Below are 20,123 nucleotides of genomic sequence, written 5' to 3' on the forward strand. Positions count from 1 at the left end.
GAGCCTGCTCCGGGCGGCGATCCGACGATGAGGCCCTTACAGTCACTGTTGTAATGACTGCTGAAACATCAGTCCGTCACGATCCGCGAATGTTTGCGGGTGTCTTTCATGGTGATGTACACCAGCAACGACACCGCGATACACGCCGTCACGTACCAGTAGTAGCCCGTCTCCATGCCGATGCTCTTGAACCACAGTGCGATGTATTCGGCCGTGCCACCGAAGATCGACACGGTCAGCGCGTACGGCAGGCCCACACCCAGGGCGCGGATTTCGGTGGGGAACAACTCGGCTTTCACCACCGCGTTGATCGAGGTATAGCCGCTGACAATGATCAGTGCAGCCATGATCAGGAAAAACGCACCCCACCAGGTCTGGATGGTGTGCAGCGTGGTGAGGATCGGCACGGTGCACAGCGTGCCCAGGATGCCGAAGGCAATCAGGATTGGTCGGCGTCCGATCTTGTCCGAGAGCCCGCCGATCACCGGTTGCAGGCACATGAACAGAAACAGCGTGGCGGCGGAAATCGTGGTGGAGTCGGAGATGCTCATGCCGACGGTGTTCACCAGGTATTTCTGCATGTAGGTGGTATAGGTGTAGAACGCCAGGGTACCGCCCATGGTCAGGCCGACCACGGTCATCAGTTCTTTCGGATGGCGCAGCAAGGTGCGCATGGCGCTTTCCTTGGACTTTTCCTTCTTGGTGAACGACTCGGTTTCTTCCATGCCACGACGCAGGTACAGCGCCACGATCGCACACAAGGCACCGATGGCGAACGGAATGCGCCAGCCCCAGGCGTACAGCTGGTCGCTGGTGAGGAACTGCTGCAATACGATCAGCACGCCGAGGGCGATGAGCTGGCCGGAGATCAGGGTCACGTACTGGAAGCTGGAGAAGAAACCGCGACGTTCCTTGGTCGCCATTTCGCTCAGGTAGGTCGCCGACGTACCGTACTCGCCGCCCACCGACAGGCCTTGGAGCAAGCGGGCGAAGACCAGCAGGATCGGAGCGCCGACACCGATGGTTTCATAACTGGGGCTCAGGGCGATGATCAGCGAGCCGAAGCACATCAGGTAGACCGAGGCCATCAGCGCCCGCTTGCGACCGGCGCGGTCGGCGTAGAGGCCCATCAACCATCCGCCGATCGGACGCATCAGGAAGCCCACGGCGAAAATCGCGGCGGTGTTGAGCAACTGGGCGGTGGTGTCGCCCTTGGGGAAGAAGACTTTGGCGAAGTACAACGAGAAAGCGGCGTAGACGTACCAGTCATACCACTCGACCATGTTGCCGACCGAACCGCTGAAGATCGATTTGATCCGGCTGGCGGTGGTTCTTTCACGGGCGGGCACGGCCGCCGACCCGAGGGGCAGGGTGTTGGAGTTATCCATTGAAGGATCCTTCGTTTAATTGTTTTTGTGGAGCGCGTAGGAACGCAGCCTGATTGGGCTATAGCAGGAGCTGTGCCATATGGTGGAAGGCCGATCCAGAGGGGTTTGGCGAATGGAATGAGCGGAAAACCGCCTATCCTGGATTGAGGGTGAGCGGGAATCCGCTGATTCGGCGGTGCATGGATCGGCCTATTCGCGAGCAGGTTCGCTCCCACACAGGATCTTCAGTGGACACGTACCCTGCGACTGGCCCAATCCCCCTGTGGGAGCGAGCCTGCTCGCGATGGGGCCTGTACAGGCGGCACAACACTCAGTTGTCTTGCAAAAACATCTCCCGACTCAACCCATGCCGCTGCATCTTTTCGTTGAAGGTGCGGCGTGGCAGTTGCAGTTCTTCGAGCACGGCTTTCACATCGCCTTTGTGGCGGGTGAGGGCGGCGCGCAGGCATTGGGCTTCGAAGGCTTCCTGCTGGGCGGCGAGGGATTGGCCGGGGTCCGTCTCCAGGGCATGGGCGTGATCCAGCCCCAGCAACTGGCGCTCGGCAACATTCGCCAGTTCGCGCACGTTGCCCGGCCAGTCGTGGCTCAGCAGATGGCTCAATTGCGGGCCGCTCAAGGGCGTGGCAGGGCGGCCCAGGCGTTCGGCGGCGCTGTGGGTGAAATGCTCGAACAGCAAGGGGATGTCCTCGCGCCGTTCGCGCAACGGCGGCAGGCGCAGTTCGGCGATGTTCAGGCGATACGCCAGGTCTTCGCGAAAGCGTCCGGCTCGGGCTTCGTCCAGCAGGTCGGGTTTGGTGGCGGCGATGATGCGCAGGTCCACGGCGATGCTCTGGTTGGAGCCCAGGCGTTCGAGTTTCTGTTCCTGCAAGACCCGCAGCAGCTTGACCTGCTGGGCCAGGGGCATGCTCTCGATTTCATCGAGAAACAGCGTACCGCCATGGGCGTACTCGAGTTTGCCGATGCGCTTGCCCTGGGCGCCGGTGAAGGCCCCGCTTTCATGGCCGAACAGTTCCGCCTCGAAGAGCGATTCGGGGATGGCTGCGCAATTCAACGCCACGAACGGTTTGTTCGCCCGGGGGCCGAAGTCGTGCAGGCAACGGGCGACCAGTTCCTTGCCGCTGCCGGTTTCGCCGCGGATCAACACATTGACCGGCAGGGTCGCCAGGTCCAGCACCTGGCGTCGCAGGTTCTGCAGCGTCCGGGAAACCCCCAGCAAGGTTCCGTCGAGTCGGGCCCTGGCGTCGGCCTGCTCATGCAGGCGGCGGTTCTCCAGCACCAGGGAGCGCTTGTCCAGGGCGCGGCGCAGGCTGCCCAGCAGGGCTTCGGGGCTGAAGGGTTTCTCCAGGAAGTCGTAGGCCCCATCGCGCATGGCTTCCACAGCCATCGGCACGTCGCCGTGACCGGTCAGCAGGATCACCGGCAGATCCGCATCGCGCCGGCGCACTTCGGCCAGCAGCTCCAGGCCGCTGAGCCCGGGCATTCGCACGTCGCTGAGGATCACTCCCGGAAAGTGCGCCGGCAACGCCGCCAGGCATTCTTCGGCGCGGCTGAACAACTGCACCTGGAAACCCGACAGGCTCAGCCATTGTTCGACGGCGCTGCGGATGCTGCCTTCGTCATCGACGACCATGACAGAGTCAAGCATGCAACCGGGTCTCCTGATCGATGGGCAACGCCACGCAGAATACGGCGCCGCCTTCATGGTTGTCCGCCGTCAGTCGCCCGCCGGACTCATGGATGATGGCAAACGATACCGCCAGCCCCAGGCCCAGTCCATCGCCCACCGCCTTGGTGGTAAAGAACGGATCGAAGACCTGGGCCAGGTGTTCCTCGGCGATCCCGGTCCCGCTGTCACTGACCGTCAGGCGCCACAGTTGCTCATCGGCTTCCAGGCGCACTTCCAGGCGTTTCAAGGGTTGACCGGCCATGGCGTCGAGGGCGTTGCGCAACAGATTGATCAGCACCTGTTCGAGGCGGATCGCATCGCCACGCACCCACGCCGGACGGGTCAGGTGCAGCACGGTGCTGACCTGTTCGTCCCGCAGGCGGGTGTCCAGCAGTTGCAGGGCCTGATCCACCACCGCTGCCAGGTCCAGGCGTTCGCGCAGGCCGCTGGGACTCTTGCGGGCAAACGTTTTCAGGTGACCGGTGAGGGCGGCCATGCGGGTGAGCATGTCGTCCACCGGCTTGAGTGCCTTGTAGGCATCGTCGACCCGGCCGTGATCCAACAGCAAGCGCAGGGTCGCCAATTGCATGCGCTGGGCGGTCAGCGGCTGGTTGATTTCATGGGCCAGGGCCGCCGACATCTGCCCCAGCGCCGCCAGTTTGGCCGACTGCACCAGCCCTTCCTGGGCCGTGCGTAATTCCCGGGTCCGTTCTTCCACCAAGCGTTCGAGCTCTGCGCGGCTGCGTTGACGCAGCTTCGCCAGGCGCCAGCGTTGGTTGAGGAACAGCAGCAGAAAAACCAGTGCCAACCACGATCCGGCGGCGGCGAGCCCGGCGTTGCGGCGATCTTCGAAAGCGATCTGCGGCCGACGCAGCAAATGCAGGGTCCAACCTTCGGCCGTCAGCGGCAAGGATTCCCACAGGTAGTCCGCTGGGCCATCAGGGGCATCGACCCGGGCCAGATGACTGTTATCGTCGAAACGCCGCAGCGCTTCGTAGCCCAACGGTTGCAGAGGTTGCTTGTCGTACTGGCGGGTGGCCTTGAGCTCGGCACGGTCGCTGTCGGTCAGGGGCTGCAGATGGCGATAACGCCAGCCCGGCCGGTTGGCGATGAACACGATGCCCCGGGCGTCGCTGACCAGCAGGGTGTCGCTGCCTTGGCGCCATTCACGTTCAAGCTCCGGAAATTCGAGTTTCACTACCATCGCTCCGAGGAACTCGCCGTTGTCGCCGGTCACTGCGCTGGACAGGAAGTAACCCGGAATGCCGCTGGTCACGCCCACTGCATAGAAACGCCCGGTGCCTTGGGTGCGGGTCTGGAGGAAATAGGGTCGGAAGCCATAGTTGTGCCCCACGTAACTGCTGGGCAGGCGCCAGTTGCTGGCCGCCACGGCCAGGCCGGTGCGGTCGAGCAACTCCAGGGTCGAGGACCGCGCGGTGTCGTTGATTTTCTCCAGCTTGCGATTCAGCGCGTCCTGTTGCGCCGCGCTGACCGGGCCCGCCAGGGCCGAACGCAACTCCGGGTCCAGGGCCAGTACGGCGGGCAGGGCACGGTAGCGGTCGATCAGGGTATGCAGGGAGTTGGCGTACAGCGCCAGTTGCTGGTTCGCGCGGCTGGCGTCTTCTTCCAGCGCCTGGCGTTCGGCGTGGCGTATGGCCAGGGCGGCGGCGCCGACAGCACCGGCGAGGATCAGCACGATGATCAGGAACAGGCGCAAGGGACGAGGCATTGCGAGCATGTGAGCGCTTCAAGGGGCGACGGGACTGGCACCATAGCATGCCGCCCGCGTGTCGTAATGCGTCTCGTCCCGGGCTATCGGAGCGCTGTTTGTGTCTGTCTCAGTCGGCCGATGTCCCTGTTTCAGTCCCCAGGATCCGTATCGTTGTAATCGAAGTCGCATTGGTACCAGGGGTGATAGACATGCCAGGCTTCGTGTCCCTTGGCATTGATGACCTTGACCAGGCGTCCTGGCGGATCGTAGAACTGCTGGTCGTGATAACCATGCACGCGCAGCGAAGCGTCGTTGATGTAACGCCAGGCATCGGCGAAATAGGGCCGATAGACTCGCGTGATCAGCCCTTTGTTGTCGTACTCGACCCGTTCGCTCACGCGCCAGCGCTGTTCGGCCAGGTGCTGGAGCGGCTGCCCATTCTGCAACAGCAGCGCACTGTCTTTGGCCACCGCATAGGCTTGCCCGGCTTCCACCCGCTGTTTGCTTTGCAGGGCACGGCCGAATCCGTCGACGGCATTGACGGTGATGCGGATCTGTTGCAAGGGATCGTCCGGGTAACGATCGGCGTTCAACACGACGCTGTGGACCGGCTCGCGGGTCGCTGCCTGTATCAGCACCCGCAGGAGTTCCTCGGCGGCGCTGCGCTCGGTCAGTCGTGCCAGGCGCGTGCGCGCCGAGGCGCGGATGTGGCCGTCGGGCAGGAGGTAGCGTTCTTTGATCCACTCGTCGCGCTGTATGGAAAGTACCAGGGAGAGATCGAGGGACCCCATCCAACTGAGCGCGTCGGTGCGCACGGCACTGGCGATCCGGCCCAGGGTGGCTTCCGGATGGTCGATGGCATGGCCGGGTGTCAGGTCTTCGGGCGGTTGGTAGCTGGCGACATCGTCGAAGCCTGCCGGAGCGCCGTTCTCGCTGCCATGGAAGGTCACGCCCAGTGGAGCGCCCGCCGGGCCATAGAGTGCTTGCTGGATATTGTCATTGGCATCGACGATCTTGCGTGGCAGCAACGCGTGGTAATCGTAATCGACCCGGGTCGTGCAGCCGTCCGGCAGAGTCACGGCGGTGGTCATCAAGTGATAGGCGTCGTGCTCGACGGTGGTCACCCCGTGGCTTTGGGTTTCCTGCAGGGTCGTCAGCTGGAAAAAGCCCTCGAGGGGTTCGTAGGTCGCAAATCCGACTTTCCTGGACCATAGGTTTTCGTGGTCGTCCTCATCCGGGTCGTCTGGCAGAAACAGTTTCATGGGCTCGAAGCCGATGCTTTCCAACTGCTCACGGATATCGAAGGGCGGTGGCAGCTCGTCGTAGGCTTGCAGCGCATGCTTGTCGAATTCGGCCACCTCCAGCGGGCCGCGCAGGGCTTGGAAGGCAATGTCGTCGTGCTCGTCCAGCAGGTAGTTCTGTTCCTGAAGCGCGATCAATTGTCGGGCGGCCTCCCATTGCGGGGAGTCCTGATGTTCGGTGAAGGTTTCATAGCTGACCTGCCCGGGGTTGAGCCCCAACGGCAGTTCCCCTTTCGGACGTTGCAACCCGTTGGCCCTGGAACGCCACGGCAGGCTCAGCCGCTGGCGCAGCCTGTCGTCATCGATCAGGTGCAAGTGCTCGGCGCGTTTCTCGACGAGGTGGAACACCTGCTGCTGGTCGTCATGGGCATCACGCCACCAGCCGTTCTCGTCGTCATTGTCGAAGGGCGGTGGGTCGAGGGCGGTGAGGCGCCGGGCGTAGTGGACGAGGAAACCGTGGATGAGCTGGCCGAACGGGTTCCACTTCAGGTTGAGGGCGTGCTGGATTTGCGGGTCGTCGATAAAGCCGTCGTATTGATAGGTGATCGTCTCCAGATCCAGCACCAGCAGGCTCTTGTGATGGACATGGGGATGGCGCAGCAGGTAGCGCTGTTGGGTCACGGTGTAAGGCCCGGCCGCGCCGGCCGGCTCGGCGGGATGGGTTTCGGTGCGCAACACATGGCCGCCCAGGGCGTAGGCCATCTCCCGCGCGGTGTCCGGGTCGGGGCTGATGATCTCGTTGGCCTCGTCGCTTTCATGGAAGCGGGTCAGCAGCGTCGGGCCCAACGGCACCGCATCGGTGTCCCCTGCAAAACAATCCTTGAGGGGTTGATCGACGGTGCGACCGGTGTGGAACCAGGTCTTGACCAGCACCGGCGCGGTGAAGCCGGTTGGCGTCTCACCTTCGGTCACTTCGCTGTCGACCTGATACAGCCGGCCGAAGCCGCGGAACTCCCGGTAGTGGCTGTCATAGTCGCCTTCGAAGTAAGTGAAGCGTTGGGTCAGGCAACTACCGGTGATCTCGTCCAATTGTTGTTGCCGCGCCACCAACGGCAGGGCCAGGGGCAAGTAACAGGTCAGGGGTTCCCGACTGTCCATGCGTTGCTGTTTTTCATCCAGCCAGTACTGCGCACTGCTGCGATAAGTCAGGGAGCTGCTGCAGCCCATGTTGTTGTTCATGGCATTGAGCAGATAGGGGCGGGCCGCGACGAAGTCATAGCGCCAATGGCCGGGCTTCATGTCAGGCGTCAGGTGCGGCTTGCTCAGGATCAGACTGGCACAACCCAGGCCCTGCAGGTCGGCCAGGGTAACCTGGCACAGATTGTCGTACCGCACGCCTTCGGGCCATGGCACTTGCACGGGCGTCTGTTCAAGACCATTGCCGCCGCGGTTGAGGTAGATCTCGAAGCACTCGCTCTGGAGGTAGATCAACGCCGGAGCCCCGGACCCGTCCAGGTCGGCGATGCGGACCCGGTCGGCATCGAACTGGCTGTAGCTGAAGGGCAGGGCGCTCATGACAAAGCCTTCGCCGAAACGCCCACGGCCCAGGTTCGGCCAGCACTTGATCTCGTTGCAGCGGATGCGGCACAGCTCGGTACTGTCGCTGCCCAGCAAATTGCCGAACATCACCAGCTCGTTGCGCAGGTCACTGAACAAAGGCAGGGTGCTGTCCGGTTCATGGGGCACTGTTACGCCAGGGGCAAATCCTTCCTCGCGGAGGTTGGCGTACAACCGCACACTCTTGGGCCCGATCATGGCCAGGGAGCGCAAACCGTCACCGTTCAGGTCGCCCAATTGCGCGGATGGGTGGAGTAACTCCATCGGGAAACGCTTGAAGTCGGTGAAGGTGGACCAGCTGCGGTCCGGGTTGAGGGTGTAGAAACCGCTCATGCCGGGCTGGACGATGAGCCAATTGAGGCGCCCCCTGCCCGTCAGGTCGGTCAGCACCTGCAACACCGTCGGGTTGTCGGCGGCGATCGGAATGTTCTCCAGGCGTGACCACGGGCCGTAGGCAATTTTGTCGTCGGCCTCGCCGCGTTCCGGTTCGCGGTAATACCAGCCATGGGTGTAGCGGCACAGGAAACCCGGAACACCCTCGCCGTACAAGTCGACGCAGTGGTAGCGCCTGCCGTCTTCAAGGGCGGGCATCGTCTGCAATTCAGAGAACGGTTCAGGTGTCAGATTGAGCTCGAAACCGTTGTAGTGCAGTTCGACAGGAGGACGGTAATCGACGCGGCCCTCGGCGTCCCAGTCCTGATAATGGGCTGCGGTCAGCAGGTTGTAGCCCAGCGCGGTGGCGCTGTATTCCAGCAGCAACCGCGCGACCAGCGCAGGTTCGGTGCCCGCTTCGGCGGGAAAATGGTGGAACATCAGTACCTGGTGGCACAGGCGCCGCGTGCCGACTTCGAAACCGTACCGGTAGGCATGGATCGGGTCGCTGCGCAATTGCCATGGCACCCCTTTGGGGACGTACCAAACCGGTTTGCGCGCAAGGTCGAGGGCGCGCTGGCCATAGTCGAACAGCACATGGAAATGCCAGTGCCTGCTGGCCGGATCGATCTCTTCGAAGCAGTAGAAGTCGTCGCTGGCCGTGGCGTTGCCGTAGCACACCCGCCGCAGGTAGCGCTGGGCGCGATAGTCATGGGGCCCGTCGAATGGACCGGGATCGGCTTCGTATTCATAAAAGATGTGCTCACCCGACGGGCCGAGCTCTTCGAGCAACAACCACTCGGCGATGCGGACGGGCGCTTGCGGATCGGTGTCGGCAACGGGGGCGGCGATGCGCGACGCTTCGCTGTTGCCATAGCAATACAGATGGCCGTTGCTGCCCTGGACCCGCCAGAACGGCGCCTGGCCATCGTCGGGACTCCAGAGTTCATACACATCGAATGCACTTTCGATCCTGGGGTAATAGCGCACCACCGAACAGGCCCGGCTACCGGGCCCGGCCAATGTGCGAATGACCGGCATGCCTTCGTTGAATTCGGGCCAGCGCTCGACCCCGTCGGCATCGATCATCACATCGTCATCGGCATAGTGCGGGATACCTTCGCTGGTGCGGCGGGCGATGCTGGCGAGGGACAACTGCATGCCGATGCCGAAGGTGCCGTTGCCACTCTGGCTGTTGTAGTGCAGCGCCAGCGCCGGTGTCAGATGGCGGGCGCCGGAAAGCGGCAAGGGTAATTGGAAAGAGGCTGCCCCCCGCGTGCCAACGGGGCCGATCCGGCTGCCCATCGCGGCAATGGATGCACTGTTGGCGATGATGGGGGTCACAATCTGGAGGGGCGTTTGTTCTGCCATCGGGGGATCTTCTCGTTAGGCAATGTCAGGGAGTACCCGGGTGAACACGAGGATGCCAAGAGATGAACGATGGGTAACCTGTCAGATCCGACAGGTGCGTAGGTAGGCCGATAAGTGGTAGGCGCTCCCGCACAAAACAAAAAAAGGCCGGTGGGCTTGTCGCCCACCGGCCTTTCTACGGTACGAAAGTGCGCGTTACTGCACTTCTACCGCCAGGCTGTCACTGATCTTCTTCTGCCAGATGGCCGGGCCGGTGATGTGCACCGACTCGCCCTGGCTGTCGACCGCAACGGTCACCGGCATGTCCTTGACCTCGAACTCGTAGATCGCTTCCATGCCCAGTTCGGCGAATGCCAGGACCTTGGATTTGCGAATCGCCTGAGCCACCAGGTACGCGGCGCCGCCAACGGCCATCAGGTAGACGGCCTTGTTGTCCTTGATCGCTTCGATAGCGGTCGGGCCGCGCTCGGATTTGCCGATCATGCCCAGCAGGCCGGTCTGTTCGAGGATCTGGCGGGTGAACTTGTCCATCCGCGTGGCGGTGGTCGGACCGGCCGGGCCAACCACTTCGTCGCCTACCGGGTCGACCGGGCCGACGTAATAGATGAAGCGGCCCTTGAGGTCCACCGGCAGGGTTTCACCCTTGTTCAGCATCTCGACCATGCGCTTGTGCGCCGCGTCGCGACCGGTGAGCATCTTGCCGTTGAGCAGTACGGTTTCGCCCGGCTTCCAGCTCTGCACTTCTTCCGGGGTCAGGGTGTCGAGGTTCACGCGACGAGCCGACGGACCGGCTTCCCAGACGATTTCCGGGTAGGCGTCCAGTGGTGGCGCTTCCAGCTCTGCCGGGCCTGTGCCGTCCAGTACGAAGTGGGCGTGACGGGTGGCGGCGCAGTTGGGGATCATGCACACCGGCAGGGAAGCGGCGTGGGTCGGGTAATCCATGATCTTCACGTCGAGCACGGTGGTCAGGCCACCCAGGCCCTGGGCACCGATGCCCAGTTGGTTGACCTTCTCGAACAACTCCAGGCGCATCTCTTCGATACGGTTCTGCGGGCCGCGGGCCTTGAGTTCGTGAATGTCGATGGATTCCATCAACACTTCTTTGGCCATGACCGCGGCTTTCTCGGCGGTGCCGCCGATGCCGATGCCGAGCATGCCCGGTGGGCACCAGCCGGCGCCCATGGTCGGAACGGTCTTGAGCACCCAGTCGACGATGGAGTCGGACGGGTTGAGCATGGCCATCTTCGACTTGTTCTCGGAGCCGCCGCCTTTGGCTGCCACGTCCACTTCCACGGTGTTGCCCGGGACGATGGAGTAGTGGATGACCGCGGGGGTGTTGTCCTTGGTGTTTTTGCGCGCACCGGCCGGGTCGGCAAGGATGGAAGCGCGCAGGACGTTTTCCGGCAGGTTGTAGGCGCGACGCACACCCTCGTTGATCATGTCGTCCAGGCTCATGGTCGCGCCGTCCCAGCGCACGTCCATGCCCACCCGCACGAACACGGTGACGATGCCGGTGTCCTGGCAGATCGGCCGATGGCCGGTGGCGCACATGCGCGAGTTGATCAGGATCTGCGCCATGGAGTCACGGGCCGCTGGCGATTCTTCGCGCAGGTAGGCTTCGTGCATCGCCTGGATGAAGTCCACGGGGTGGTAGTAGGAAATGAACTGCAGGGCGTCGGCAACGCTCTGAATCAGGTCGTCTTGCTTGATCACGGTCATGAGTCGCGCTCCTCTCTAAGACGGGAACATTCAATAAGGTACCGCTCGTTTGGGTGCATCGGTCGACGGGCGGCACCTCTTAAGACACGCCGGGCATGCTGGCGCGACGCTAAAAAGGCGCGGCAGTATATCGCAGGCGGACACCCTGTGGGAGCGAGCTGCCTTGTGGCGAGGGGATAAATCCCCTCGCCACAGATAAATCCCTCAGCAAATGGGTGTGCGTCGAGCAAGAAACCTCTGCGTCAATATGGGCCATTGCTTTGACGCCATTTTTCTGCTCCAGAATTGAATGGTCATTTGTCCTACACGCCACTAAAGTGGCGTCTGGCCTGTAGCGTAGGACGCCTCCTGTCAGTTTCCTTTCCCATGGTGAGTCAACGATTGACCCATAACGCCATTCAACGTCTCCTGCTCAAACGCTTCGCCCTGGCGGCCGCGACTTACGCGCTGGCGCTGGTGTTGCTGTGGCTGGCATTTTTCAGTGGGCATTACCTCGACTCGTTACGCGGCGTCATCATCGGCAGCGCCCTGGTGGTGCTGTGCCAGGGTGCGCTGTTCGCAGTGTTTATCAGTGGTCGCAACCTGCGGTTCGCCGACCCCAGCCTCACCGAAGTGCAAGTACTGATCGGCCTGGGTTGGCAGACCTGGATGATGGGGCACCTGGACCAGGCCCGGGGCCTGTTCCTGGTGTTCTATGTACTGATCCTGCTGTTCGGGCTGTTTCACCTGTCCCGCCGGGCTTTTGTGCGTTGCGCGTCGCTGGTGTTCTTCAGTTTCACCGGGATCGTCCTCTGGGACGCCTGGTTCTTCCGGCTTTCCGACCCCACGCTGGCCGGTTTGCAAGTGTGCGTGCTGTTTATCGTGCTGGTGTGGCTGGTGTTGTACGCCCGCTATGTCCAGACGTCGCGCCAGCGCATGCGTCAGCGGCGATTTGCCTTGCAGGCGCACCAGGACACCTTGCGTGGCATGATGCGCCAGCTCGAAGACCTGGTGGCCACCGATGAACTGACCGGCCTGTTCAATCGCCGGCATTTCCTGCGCCTGGCGTCCCGTGAACTCAACACGCTCAAGCCGGACATGGCCCATGGCCTGGCCTTGATCGATCTTGACCATTTCAAGCGCATCAACGACCTGCACGGCCACGCTGCCGGCGACCAGGTGCTCCAGGCCTTCGCCAGCGTCGCCACGGCCTGCCTGCGCGAAGGCGACGTGTTGGCGCGTTATGGCGGCGAAGAGTTCGTCATGCTCCTGCCCGCCTGCGACCCCGCGCGCCTGACGGCTTGTTGCGAGCGGCTGCGCCTGGCGTTTGCCGCCGTCGAGTTGACCGGTTTGCGGGTAGGGGCTCTCAGCCTGTCGGCGGGCATGACGCTGTTGGAAATGGACGATGACCTGGACAACGCATTACAACGCGCCGACCAGGCCTTGTACCGGGCCAAGCGAGACGGTCGTAATCGGTGTGCCGCCGCCTGGGAGAATGTCGATGCCTGAACTGACGGTCGCCGGCCGGCAATGGACGGTCGCGCCCGGCAGTAACCTGCTGGACGCGTTGAATCAGTCCGGGGTGCCGGTGCCCTACAGTTGCCGCGCCGGCAGTTGCCATGCCTGCCTGGTGCAATGCATCGGCGGCGATGTGCGCGATGCTCGACCTGATGCCTTGAGCCCGACGCAGCGCGATCAGGGCTGGCGGCTGGCCTGCCAATGCCAGGTAGTCGAGGATGTGCAGATCCACACGTTCGATCCGCAACGTGACGGTCAGGCGGCCCAGGTCGTGGCGGCGGACTGGTTGGGGCCCGATGTGCTGCGTTTGCGCGTCACCCCTGAACGGAGGCTGCGCTACCAGGCCGGGCAACACCTGGTGCTGTGGCTCGGCGACGTCGCCCGGCCCTATTCCCTGGCGAGCCTGCCGGAGGAAGACCGCTTCCTGGAGTTTCACCTCGACTGCCGCCAGCCCGGGCAGTTTATCGACCGGGCTCGTTCCCTGAGCGTGGGGGATCCCATCCGCCTGGGTGAATTGCGTGGCGGTGCGCTGCACTACGATCCCGCCTGGCACGACAAACCGCTGTGGCTGCTGGCCGCTGGTACCGGGTTGGGACCGTTGTTCGGCATCCTGCGCGAAGCCCTGCGCCAGCAACATCGAGGGCCGATTCATCTTGTGCATGTCGCCCATGACGCCAGCGGACATTACCTGGGCAAACCCCTGGCGGCGCTGGCCGCCAAGTACCCGCAACTCAGCGTCCAACTGCTGACCTCGGTCGAGGCGCCTTCAGCGCTGGCGCAACTGCGGCTGGCCTCCCGACAAACCCAGGCCCTGGCCTGCGGCCACCCCGAGCGGGTCGAAGCCTTCGCCAAACGCCTCTACCTGGCCGGTTTGCCGCGTAATCAGTTGCTGGCGGATGTCTTCCTTACCCGTGAGGGCGGCGCAGGCTGAGCCTCCGCCATCGCGAGCAGGCTCGCTCCCACAGTGGATCAGCGGTGCACACAGCATTTACAGACACCACCAGCCCCCTGTGGGAGCGAGCCTGCTCGCGATGGCGTCCGCCCAGGCAAAGCAAAAAACAAAAAGCCCCGCCATTCACATGGCGGGGCTTTTGTCTTTCAGCGGGGGCACTCAGACCATCGGGTCGCCGACGTGGAGGATTTTCATCCCGTTGGTGCCGCCGATGGTGTGGTAGCTGTCGCCCTTGGTCAGGATGACCCAGTCACCGGTCTGCACCACGCCGCGCTTGACCAGCTCGTCCACCGCCGCCTGGCTGACTTCGCCCGGTTGCAGGGCGGCCGGGTCGAACGGCACGGTGTAGACGCCACGGAACATGGCGGCACGGGCCTGGGTTTCGCGGTGCGGGGAGAACGCGTAGATCGGCACCGAAGAACGGATGCGCGACATGATCAGCGGCGTGTAGCCACTTTCGGTCAGGGCGATGATCGCCTTTACGCCCGGGAAGTGGTTGGCGGTGTACATCGTCGCCAGGGCGATGCTCTCGTCGCAGCGTTCGAAAGTCTTGCCGATGCGATGGCTGGAGGTCTTGCCGGTCGGGTGCTTTTCCGCACCCATGCAGATGCGGGCCATGGCCTGCACTGCTTCGAGCGGGTATTGGCCGGCGGCGCTTTCGGCCGAGAGCATTACGGCGTCCGTGTAGTCGAGCACGGCGTTGGCTACGTCGGACACTTCGGCACGGGTCGGCATCGGGTTCTGGATCATCGACTCCATCATCTGGGTCGCCACGATCACCGCTTTATTGTGGCGGCGTGCGTGCAGGATGATCTTCTTCTGGATGCCCACCAGCTCGGCGTCGCCGATTTCCACACCCAGGTCACCACGGGCCACCATCACGGCGTCGGATGCCTTGATCAGGCCGTCGAGGGTTTCGTCGTCGGCCACGGCTTCGGCGCGTTCGATCTTCGCCACCAGCCAGGCGGTGCCGCCGGCTTCGTCGCGCAGTTGACGGGCGTATTCCATGTCAGCGGCGTCGCGGGGAAAGGACACGGCCAGATAGTCGACTTCCATTTCCGCGGCCAGCTTGATGTCGGCCTTGTCTTTTTCCGTCAGGGCCGGTGCCGTCAGGCCGCCGCCGCGGCGGTTGATGCCTTTATGGTCCGACAGCGGGCCGCCGATGGTCACGGTGCAGACCAGTTCGGTGGCGGTGGCGGTGTCGACGCGCATCACCACACGACCGTCGTCGAGCAGCAGTTCGTCGCCCACGCCGCAGTCCTTGACCAGGTCCGGGTAGTCGATGCCGACCACCTGCTGGTTGCCTTCGGTCAGCGGATGGCTGGTGGAGAAGGTGAAGGTGTCACCGATCTTCAACTCGATGCGCTTGTTGGCGAATTTGGCGATACGGATCTTGGGGCCTTGCAGGTCACCCAGCAGGGCAACGAAGCGGCCGTGCTTAGCGGCGAGGTCGCGCACCAGCTTGGCACGAGCCTTGTGCTCATCGGGAGTGCCGTGGGAAAAATTCAGGCGGGCAACGTCCAGGCCAGCCAGAATCAGCTGTTCGAGAACTTCCGGCGAATTACTGGCCGGGCCAAGGGTAGCGACGATTTTGGTGCGACGGACGGACATGCAAGACTCCTCAGGTTCAAGCGCCAGCGAAGGCTACTATGGTCTTTGGGTGTAGTCATTGTTCATGTGCACTACTTATTCGTTTCTTTTTCGAAGTGAACATTCCCGAAGATTTTCACGCCTCTTTGGCCTGGATCACTCTTGTGGCCATGAGCATTCATCTGTGGCGAGGGGATTTATCCCCGCTGGGCTGCGAAGCGGCCCCAAAGCCCTGTTACTCGGTGTCTCAGGCGGATTGAGTCGCCGGTGTTGGGTCTGCTTCGCAGCCCAGCGGGGATAAATCCCCTCGCCACAAGAGCGAGCCCGGCGTCATATAGAGTTGAAGATTTCTAAGGGTAGGCCGATACAGCGCTCAAGACAGGAGAACCTTCCCATGCGATTCGTGCTTTTTATTGCCCTGGCCCTGAGCATCACGGGCTGTACCCGGTGGTCGATGAACCACCACATGAACCTGGCCTACAAGGCCTACGACCGTGGCAATTGCGATCAGGTGATGCTCGAACTGTCCCAGGTCGACCGTGCCAGCCGGGCCCGTCGCTATATGCAGCCGGAAGTCTCGATGCTGCGCGGCCAGTGCCTGGAGCGGCAGAAGCTGTTCGTCGACGCAGCGCAGACCTACCAGTTCATCATCGCCCAATACCCCACCAGCGAATATGCCTTCCGCGCCCGTGCCCGGCTCGAAACCCTCGAAAGCCTGGGGCACTACCCGACCCGCAGTGCCTCGGCGATCCGCCCGACTGCATTCTGACCGCCAACGCGGCACAGCCGCCGAGGGAGATTCCCCGGCGGATGGCCGGCATCGCTACGGGCTGGCTTCTGTCCAAGCTTGAGCTATATTTGTACAACTCGTGGCTAGAGCAAGATCTCTAATGTCGAGGCAACACCTGTGACCGGCAGGAACAGGCTCAAGACGCTTGCAAGCGTCTGGCACCGGGATCGGGGAGAGCGGGCTCGCTTGGGCTCGTTCCGAAGCATTGGGTAGGTCCTCGTTGAGGGCTGGGAAAAGCGATACAAAACATGTACAAAAAACGTCGAATTGATCGGCAGGATCTGCCGTGCTTCTTGAAAGTGTTCAACGGCGTCAATGACAGGCTTATTGGTTATCTGGGGAACGTTTCTGAACAGGGTCTGATGCTGATCAGCACGCTGCCGTTGATGGTCGGCGCAGACTTTGAGCTGCACCTGAAAATCCCCGCCGACGAAGGGCCGCAGAAGAACATCAAGCTCAAGGCCACCTGCCTGTGGTGCCATGAAGACGTGACGCCACAGCATTTCGACGCCGGCTTCAGCCTCCATGGGGCGCCGCCGGAGTACGGTCAGCTGGTCGGCGCGCTGCAGCATTACTTCAGTTTCCACTCGTTGCCGGCTTCGGCTTGATGCCCGCCTGACTTTTGCCGGGCATACTTCAAGCCAGTGAGACAGGCGAGAGGCAAGGTCAGGCTGATCCCGACCCCTTGTGGGAGCGAGCCTGCTCGCGATAGCGGTAGGGCAGTCACATCGATGCTGAATGGACCGCCCTCTTCGCGAGCAGGCTCGCTCCCACAGGTCCTGCATCAACCTTTCACCTCACAGACCATTCGGTCTTCAGCGCTGAATCTTCTCTTCGCCGTCCAGCAGCCTCTCCAGCAACAACACCCCCATCTCGCCCATCTGGTGAATCGCCAGGGCCAGGTTGCGCGGGGCACCTTCCAGATCTTCCGATAAATCCAGAATCAGCGTGCTGACCGAGCAGAAGGTTTCGTAAGTGTGCGCGAGCATGCCTTCGGGATCGGCGTCGGGGGCGACGATGAAGTAATCCAGGTGCTTGGCGGCTTTCGGGTCGGGCTGGCCGTTGTCGGGCTTGAGGTAGTAGTCCAGGGCTCTTTGAGCGGCCTGGTCGAGCCTGGCGGGGTCGAGGGTTTCGTGGGGGGACAGTGGGTCGGTGTGCGGGGGATTGGGTGTTGGTTTGATCATGTTTCGTTATCCATTAAATGGGCTGCCACCGACTCGCGACTAAACGAGGGTGGCGGCTGAACGCAGGTTAGTCGACCGGGAGGATAACGAAAGAACCGGCGCGCCCGAGGGCGCCCTGCGCACAGCCACCATTAAGCACGGGGATAGGGAACCCGACTGGATGATGCTTATGCACTTCGTTATACCTCCGGGCGACTAAACCCGACCGCTGGATATCAGCGACACGAATCAAGTTACGGGGCAAGGCCAAGGCACACAAGCCGGCGGATTCTGGCGGATCTGTAGTCCGTTGCGCAAGGCGTTGTAGTCAGTCGGACAGCCCCTACATCCTTCCGCCGCTCGTCGGTACTGTCGGAACTAACAGGTGTTTGAGCCTCGGACATTGGCTTCCAATGATCTACAACCTACGTGCCGCATTGCCGATGGAGCGAGCTATGAGTATTGATGACGATGCTGAAAAAGGTGATGCAGACGAAGCGCCAAAGGAAACATCGTTGCAATCGTCAGAAAGTGATGAGAGTGAAAGTCACGTCGAGCTTTCTCGTATTGGCATTGAACAGGAAGATACTGAGTGGCCTGCTTCCAGCCGTGCAATTTCAGTTCTGGAGGTCATGCACAGCGGTCAAGTGGCGAAACTTGAAGTGACCTACACCTGGACTGCGGCCGGGACTGTATTTAACTGCTCGGGGGTTCAGTACTGGGTTACTGCTAATGGACGTCATGAAGGCGATGTTAGGTTAGGATTTTCTTCAGTGGGCAGTTGGTATCGCGAACTAACAACAAATGCTCGGCAAGATGGCGTATGGCATTTCTTATCGAGCACGCCAACGGGTGGGGCAGTAGAGGCAAACGCTTCAAAAGCGACCATAGAGTTTTCCTATGTATTTGACCGTAAGGGGGGAGACCCTACTGCCTGGACTTCTATGGATGTGCATTATGCCCCTCCCCCTGTTATTGAATCTCCCTCCGGTGACATCGATACGCTACCGCTCACTGTGACAGGTAGGGGGGGCATCTATGGTCGTGGCTCAATTACCGTTCATAAAGTGAGCGATAACGGTCTTCTGCGCCAAGCTGACATTCGGCTCGATGGTAGCTGGACTGCCACGTTCGACATGCCAAGCGGGTTGGAGACACTGAGTTTTTACGCAGTGCAACAAGTAATGGGTTTCACATCCCCACACTCCAATCGGATGACGGTTAGCTTGGCTGGGACCACCCTTACAACACCTGCGTCGAATGCGGTAGTACGAGCTGATCAACTTGTCTTCAAGGGGGCGGGATTTTCAGGTGCCCGGGTTTGGGTGGTCGTCCCCAATGTTGGAACCGTGCTGTCTGAAACGGTTTCAGTCACTGAAGATAAAACATGGGAAGCCCGGGCGGTACCGTTGAATAATGGGTCTTACACGGCGCAAGCGGCATATCAAATAGGAAACGGGCCCGTTAAATATACCGTGGAGCACCGCCCGTTCACGGTGTTAGCCAAACCCGTCATCACGGCCCCTAGCGGCAATCAGAACATGTCATTCACCCTGAGCGGAACGAACGCGCTGGCGGGCGCCACGGTTCGGGTGAAGATCGACTTCGACAACGTCGTTGTCGGTACTACAACAGCGGTAGCAAACGGGTCTTGGAGCGCCGCTGTGCAAATGCCGAAGGCAGGTCCCACTTCGCTGGTGGCCGAGCAGGTTTATCAAAACGTGCCTTCGCAACGCAGCGACGCCCGGGCAGTCAAGATCAAGCCTCCAAAACTGACCAATATCCAGGTCACCTACCCCAGCCCCGGCACGGCGAAATTCTCCGGCACCGGTCACGTCGGTGCCACGGTGGATGTCCATAAAACCGGCGTTAACGACCCGCAGGTCAGCACGGGCGTCAGTGGCGGCCAGTGGGCGGTGGAATGGTCCGATCAGCCGCCGGGAAGCTACTCGGTGGATATCCGGCAAAAACTCCCCGACGGTTCCGCCTGGATTCATTCGGATTGGAGCGACAGGCTCACGGTCACGATACCTGTGCCGATGCCGACCTTGGAGGTTCAGATCGGCGGGGACCGCAAACCGGTGTTTGCCGGTATCGGTCACAGCTGGACGGGACAACCCGCGGCGCAGATCGAGGTGCTACGAGTGGGCGAATCGACGCCTGCCGTGCCGATTGTCGACGTCGCCAACAACCGCTGGTCAAGTGCTGCGGACGAAGCCTGGAATCCGGGGAGTTATTCCGTCGAAGCCCGGCAGTTGTTCAATAACCTCTCTTCCGAGCCCACTTCAAGGCAATTCGTTATCCGGGCCCCGGTCCCCACCGTGGAGGTTCGCCAGGACGGCCTGACTCCGCGCTTCTCCGGCACCTGCCTGAATGGTGCGCAGGTGCAGCTTCAGTTCGATGGGGACCCGAATTCCCCCTATGCCGCGCAAGTGAGCGGCGCGACCTGGAGTTTTACCCGGACGGAGCCTTTCATGCCCGGCACTTATACCGCCAGGGTGACCCAGTCCTTCGGTGGCCAGACCTCGGATGAGGTGTCCCAACCGTTCGAGGTCGTCGTGTTGCGGCCGGTCATCACCTCACCGGTGAATGATGAAGAGGTGGACCACAACCCGATCATCCAGGGCTCGGGTGGTATCCCTGGGGCTTTGATGCGTGTATTTGATTTCGTGTCAGAAACCCTTCTCGGCGAAGCCGAGGTCACCGACAACGAATGGTCGGTGCCCCTTACCGAGGATCTCGCGTTTGGCGACCAAAAGGTTTACGCGGTCCAGCAGTACGGCGAGTCTCCTTCCGAGAAAAGCGAGCCCGTCAGCTTCAAGGTGATCCTGTTTCCGCCCACCATCGACCATCCCCAGCCGGGCGATGCCATTGCCCGGGTCTCGGTCATTGACGGCTATGCCCGCAAAGTGTCGGGGTTGGACACCGCGACCGTCGAGTTGTGGCTCGACGGTGCGGACGAGCCTTTGGCAAGGGTGCGGGCCAGAGGCAACGATGGCTACTGGTTCTATGACGCGCACCTGCCGGTAGGCACCTATACGCTGCG

Annotated in this window: 12 protein-coding genes; 5 read left to right on the forward strand and 7 right to left on the reverse strand. The window is 62.0% G+C overall.

Translation table 11 applies throughout. From position 1 onward, the window contains the following. Nucleotides 1-68: 68 nt before the first annotated feature. From CGA22_RS23545 to CGA22_RS23565, 5 genes are all read right to left on the reverse strand, one after another. Nucleotides 69-1,388 (reverse strand): MFS transporter, encoded by a 1,320-nt coding sequence (locus tag CGA22_RS23545; protein ID WP_041020312.1) that lies wholly within the window; start codon nucleotides 1,386-1,388, stop codon nucleotides 69-71. A 310-nt stretch (nucleotides 1,389-1,698) separates the two neighbouring features. Next, complete coding sequence (locus tag CGA22_RS23550; protein ID WP_041020311.1) at nucleotides 1,699-3,033, reverse strand: sigma-54-dependent transcriptional regulator; 1,335 nt, start codon at nucleotides 3,031-3,033, stop codon at nucleotides 1,699-1,701. Further along, nucleotides 3,026-4,792, reverse strand: a complete 1,767-nt coding sequence (locus CGA22_RS23555) for an ATP-binding protein (protein ID WP_188258721.1) — start codon at nucleotides 4,790-4,792, stop codon at nucleotides 3,026-3,028. Before CGA22_RS23555 ends, CGA22_RS23550 begins: the two co-directional genes overlap by 8 nt. 122 nt (nucleotides 4,793-4,914) lie before the next feature. Further along, on the reverse strand, nucleotides 4,915-9,366 hold the full coding sequence (locus CGA22_RS23560; protein ID WP_041020309.1) for a SpvB/TcaC N-terminal domain-containing protein: 4,452 nt from the start codon (nucleotides 9,364-9,366) through the stop codon (nucleotides 4,915-4,917). Between the two features lie 195 nt (nucleotides 9,367-9,561). Next, entirely contained in the window at nucleotides 9,562-11,085 is a 1,524-nt protein-coding gene (locus tag CGA22_RS23565; RefSeq protein WP_041020308.1) for a fumarate hydratase, read from the reverse strand. Nucleotides 11,086-11,466: 381 nt separating this feature from the next. Between CGA22_RS23565 and CGA22_RS23570 the strand changes: the two genes are divergently transcribed. Both CGA22_RS23570 and CGA22_RS23575 read left to right on the forward strand, forming a co-directional pair. Beyond that, on the forward strand, nucleotides 11,467-12,573 hold the full coding sequence (locus CGA22_RS23570) for a sensor domain-containing diguanylate cyclase (RefSeq protein WP_041020319.1): 1,107 nt from the start codon (nucleotides 11,467-11,469) through the stop codon (nucleotides 12,571-12,573). After that, nucleotides 12,566-13,513 (forward strand): iron-sulfur-binding ferredoxin reductase, encoded by a 948-nt coding sequence (locus CGA22_RS23575; RefSeq protein ID WP_041020307.1) that lies wholly within the window; start codon nucleotides 12,566-12,568, stop codon nucleotides 13,511-13,513. The genes CGA22_RS23570 and CGA22_RS23575 overlap by 8 nt, the downstream gene beginning before the upstream one ends. A gap of 180 nt (nucleotides 13,514-13,693) precedes the next feature. Here the strand turns inward: CGA22_RS23575 and pyk are convergent, their stop codons facing one another. Beyond that, nucleotides 13,694-15,145 carry a pyruvate kinase gene (gene pyk, locus CGA22_RS23580; RefSeq protein ID WP_041020478.1) on the reverse strand — a complete coding sequence of 484 codons (1,452 nt, stop codon included), beginning with the start codon at nucleotides 15,143-15,145 and terminating at the stop codon, nucleotides 13,694-13,696. Between the two features lie 373 nt (nucleotides 15,146-15,518). Between pyk and CGA22_RS23585 the strand changes: the two genes are divergently transcribed. Next, nucleotides 15,519-15,893 (forward strand): tetratricopeptide repeat protein, encoded by a 375-nt coding sequence (locus tag CGA22_RS23585; protein ID WP_024781023.1) that lies wholly within the window; start codon nucleotides 15,519-15,521, stop codon nucleotides 15,891-15,893. Between the two features lie 269 nt (nucleotides 15,894-16,162). After that, complete coding sequence (locus CGA22_RS23590; protein WP_041020477.1) at nucleotides 16,163-16,522, forward strand: PilZ domain-containing protein; 360 nt, start codon at nucleotides 16,163-16,165, stop codon at nucleotides 16,520-16,522. Between the two features lie 207 nt (nucleotides 16,523-16,729). Here CGA22_RS23590 and CGA22_RS23595 read toward each other — a convergent pair whose 3' ends face one another. Continuing rightward, nucleotides 16,730-17,098: a DUF6124 family protein gene (locus CGA22_RS23595; protein ID WP_041020476.1), complete on the reverse strand. Its 369-nt coding sequence runs from the start codon at nucleotides 17,096-17,098 to the stop codon at nucleotides 16,730-16,732. 434 nt (nucleotides 17,099-17,532) lie between these two features. Here CGA22_RS23595 and CGA22_RS23600 point away from each other — a divergent pair. Then, nucleotides 17,533-20,123: hypothetical protein (locus CGA22_RS23600; protein ID WP_188258722.1), on the forward strand; the 2,591-nt coding region annotated here is incomplete at its 3' end.

The sequence above is a fragment of the Pseudomonas sp. PSB18 genome, assembly GCF_014596565.1.
Taxonomy (GTDB): Bacteria; Pseudomonadota; Gammaproteobacteria; order Pseudomonadales; family Pseudomonadaceae; genus Aquipseudomonas.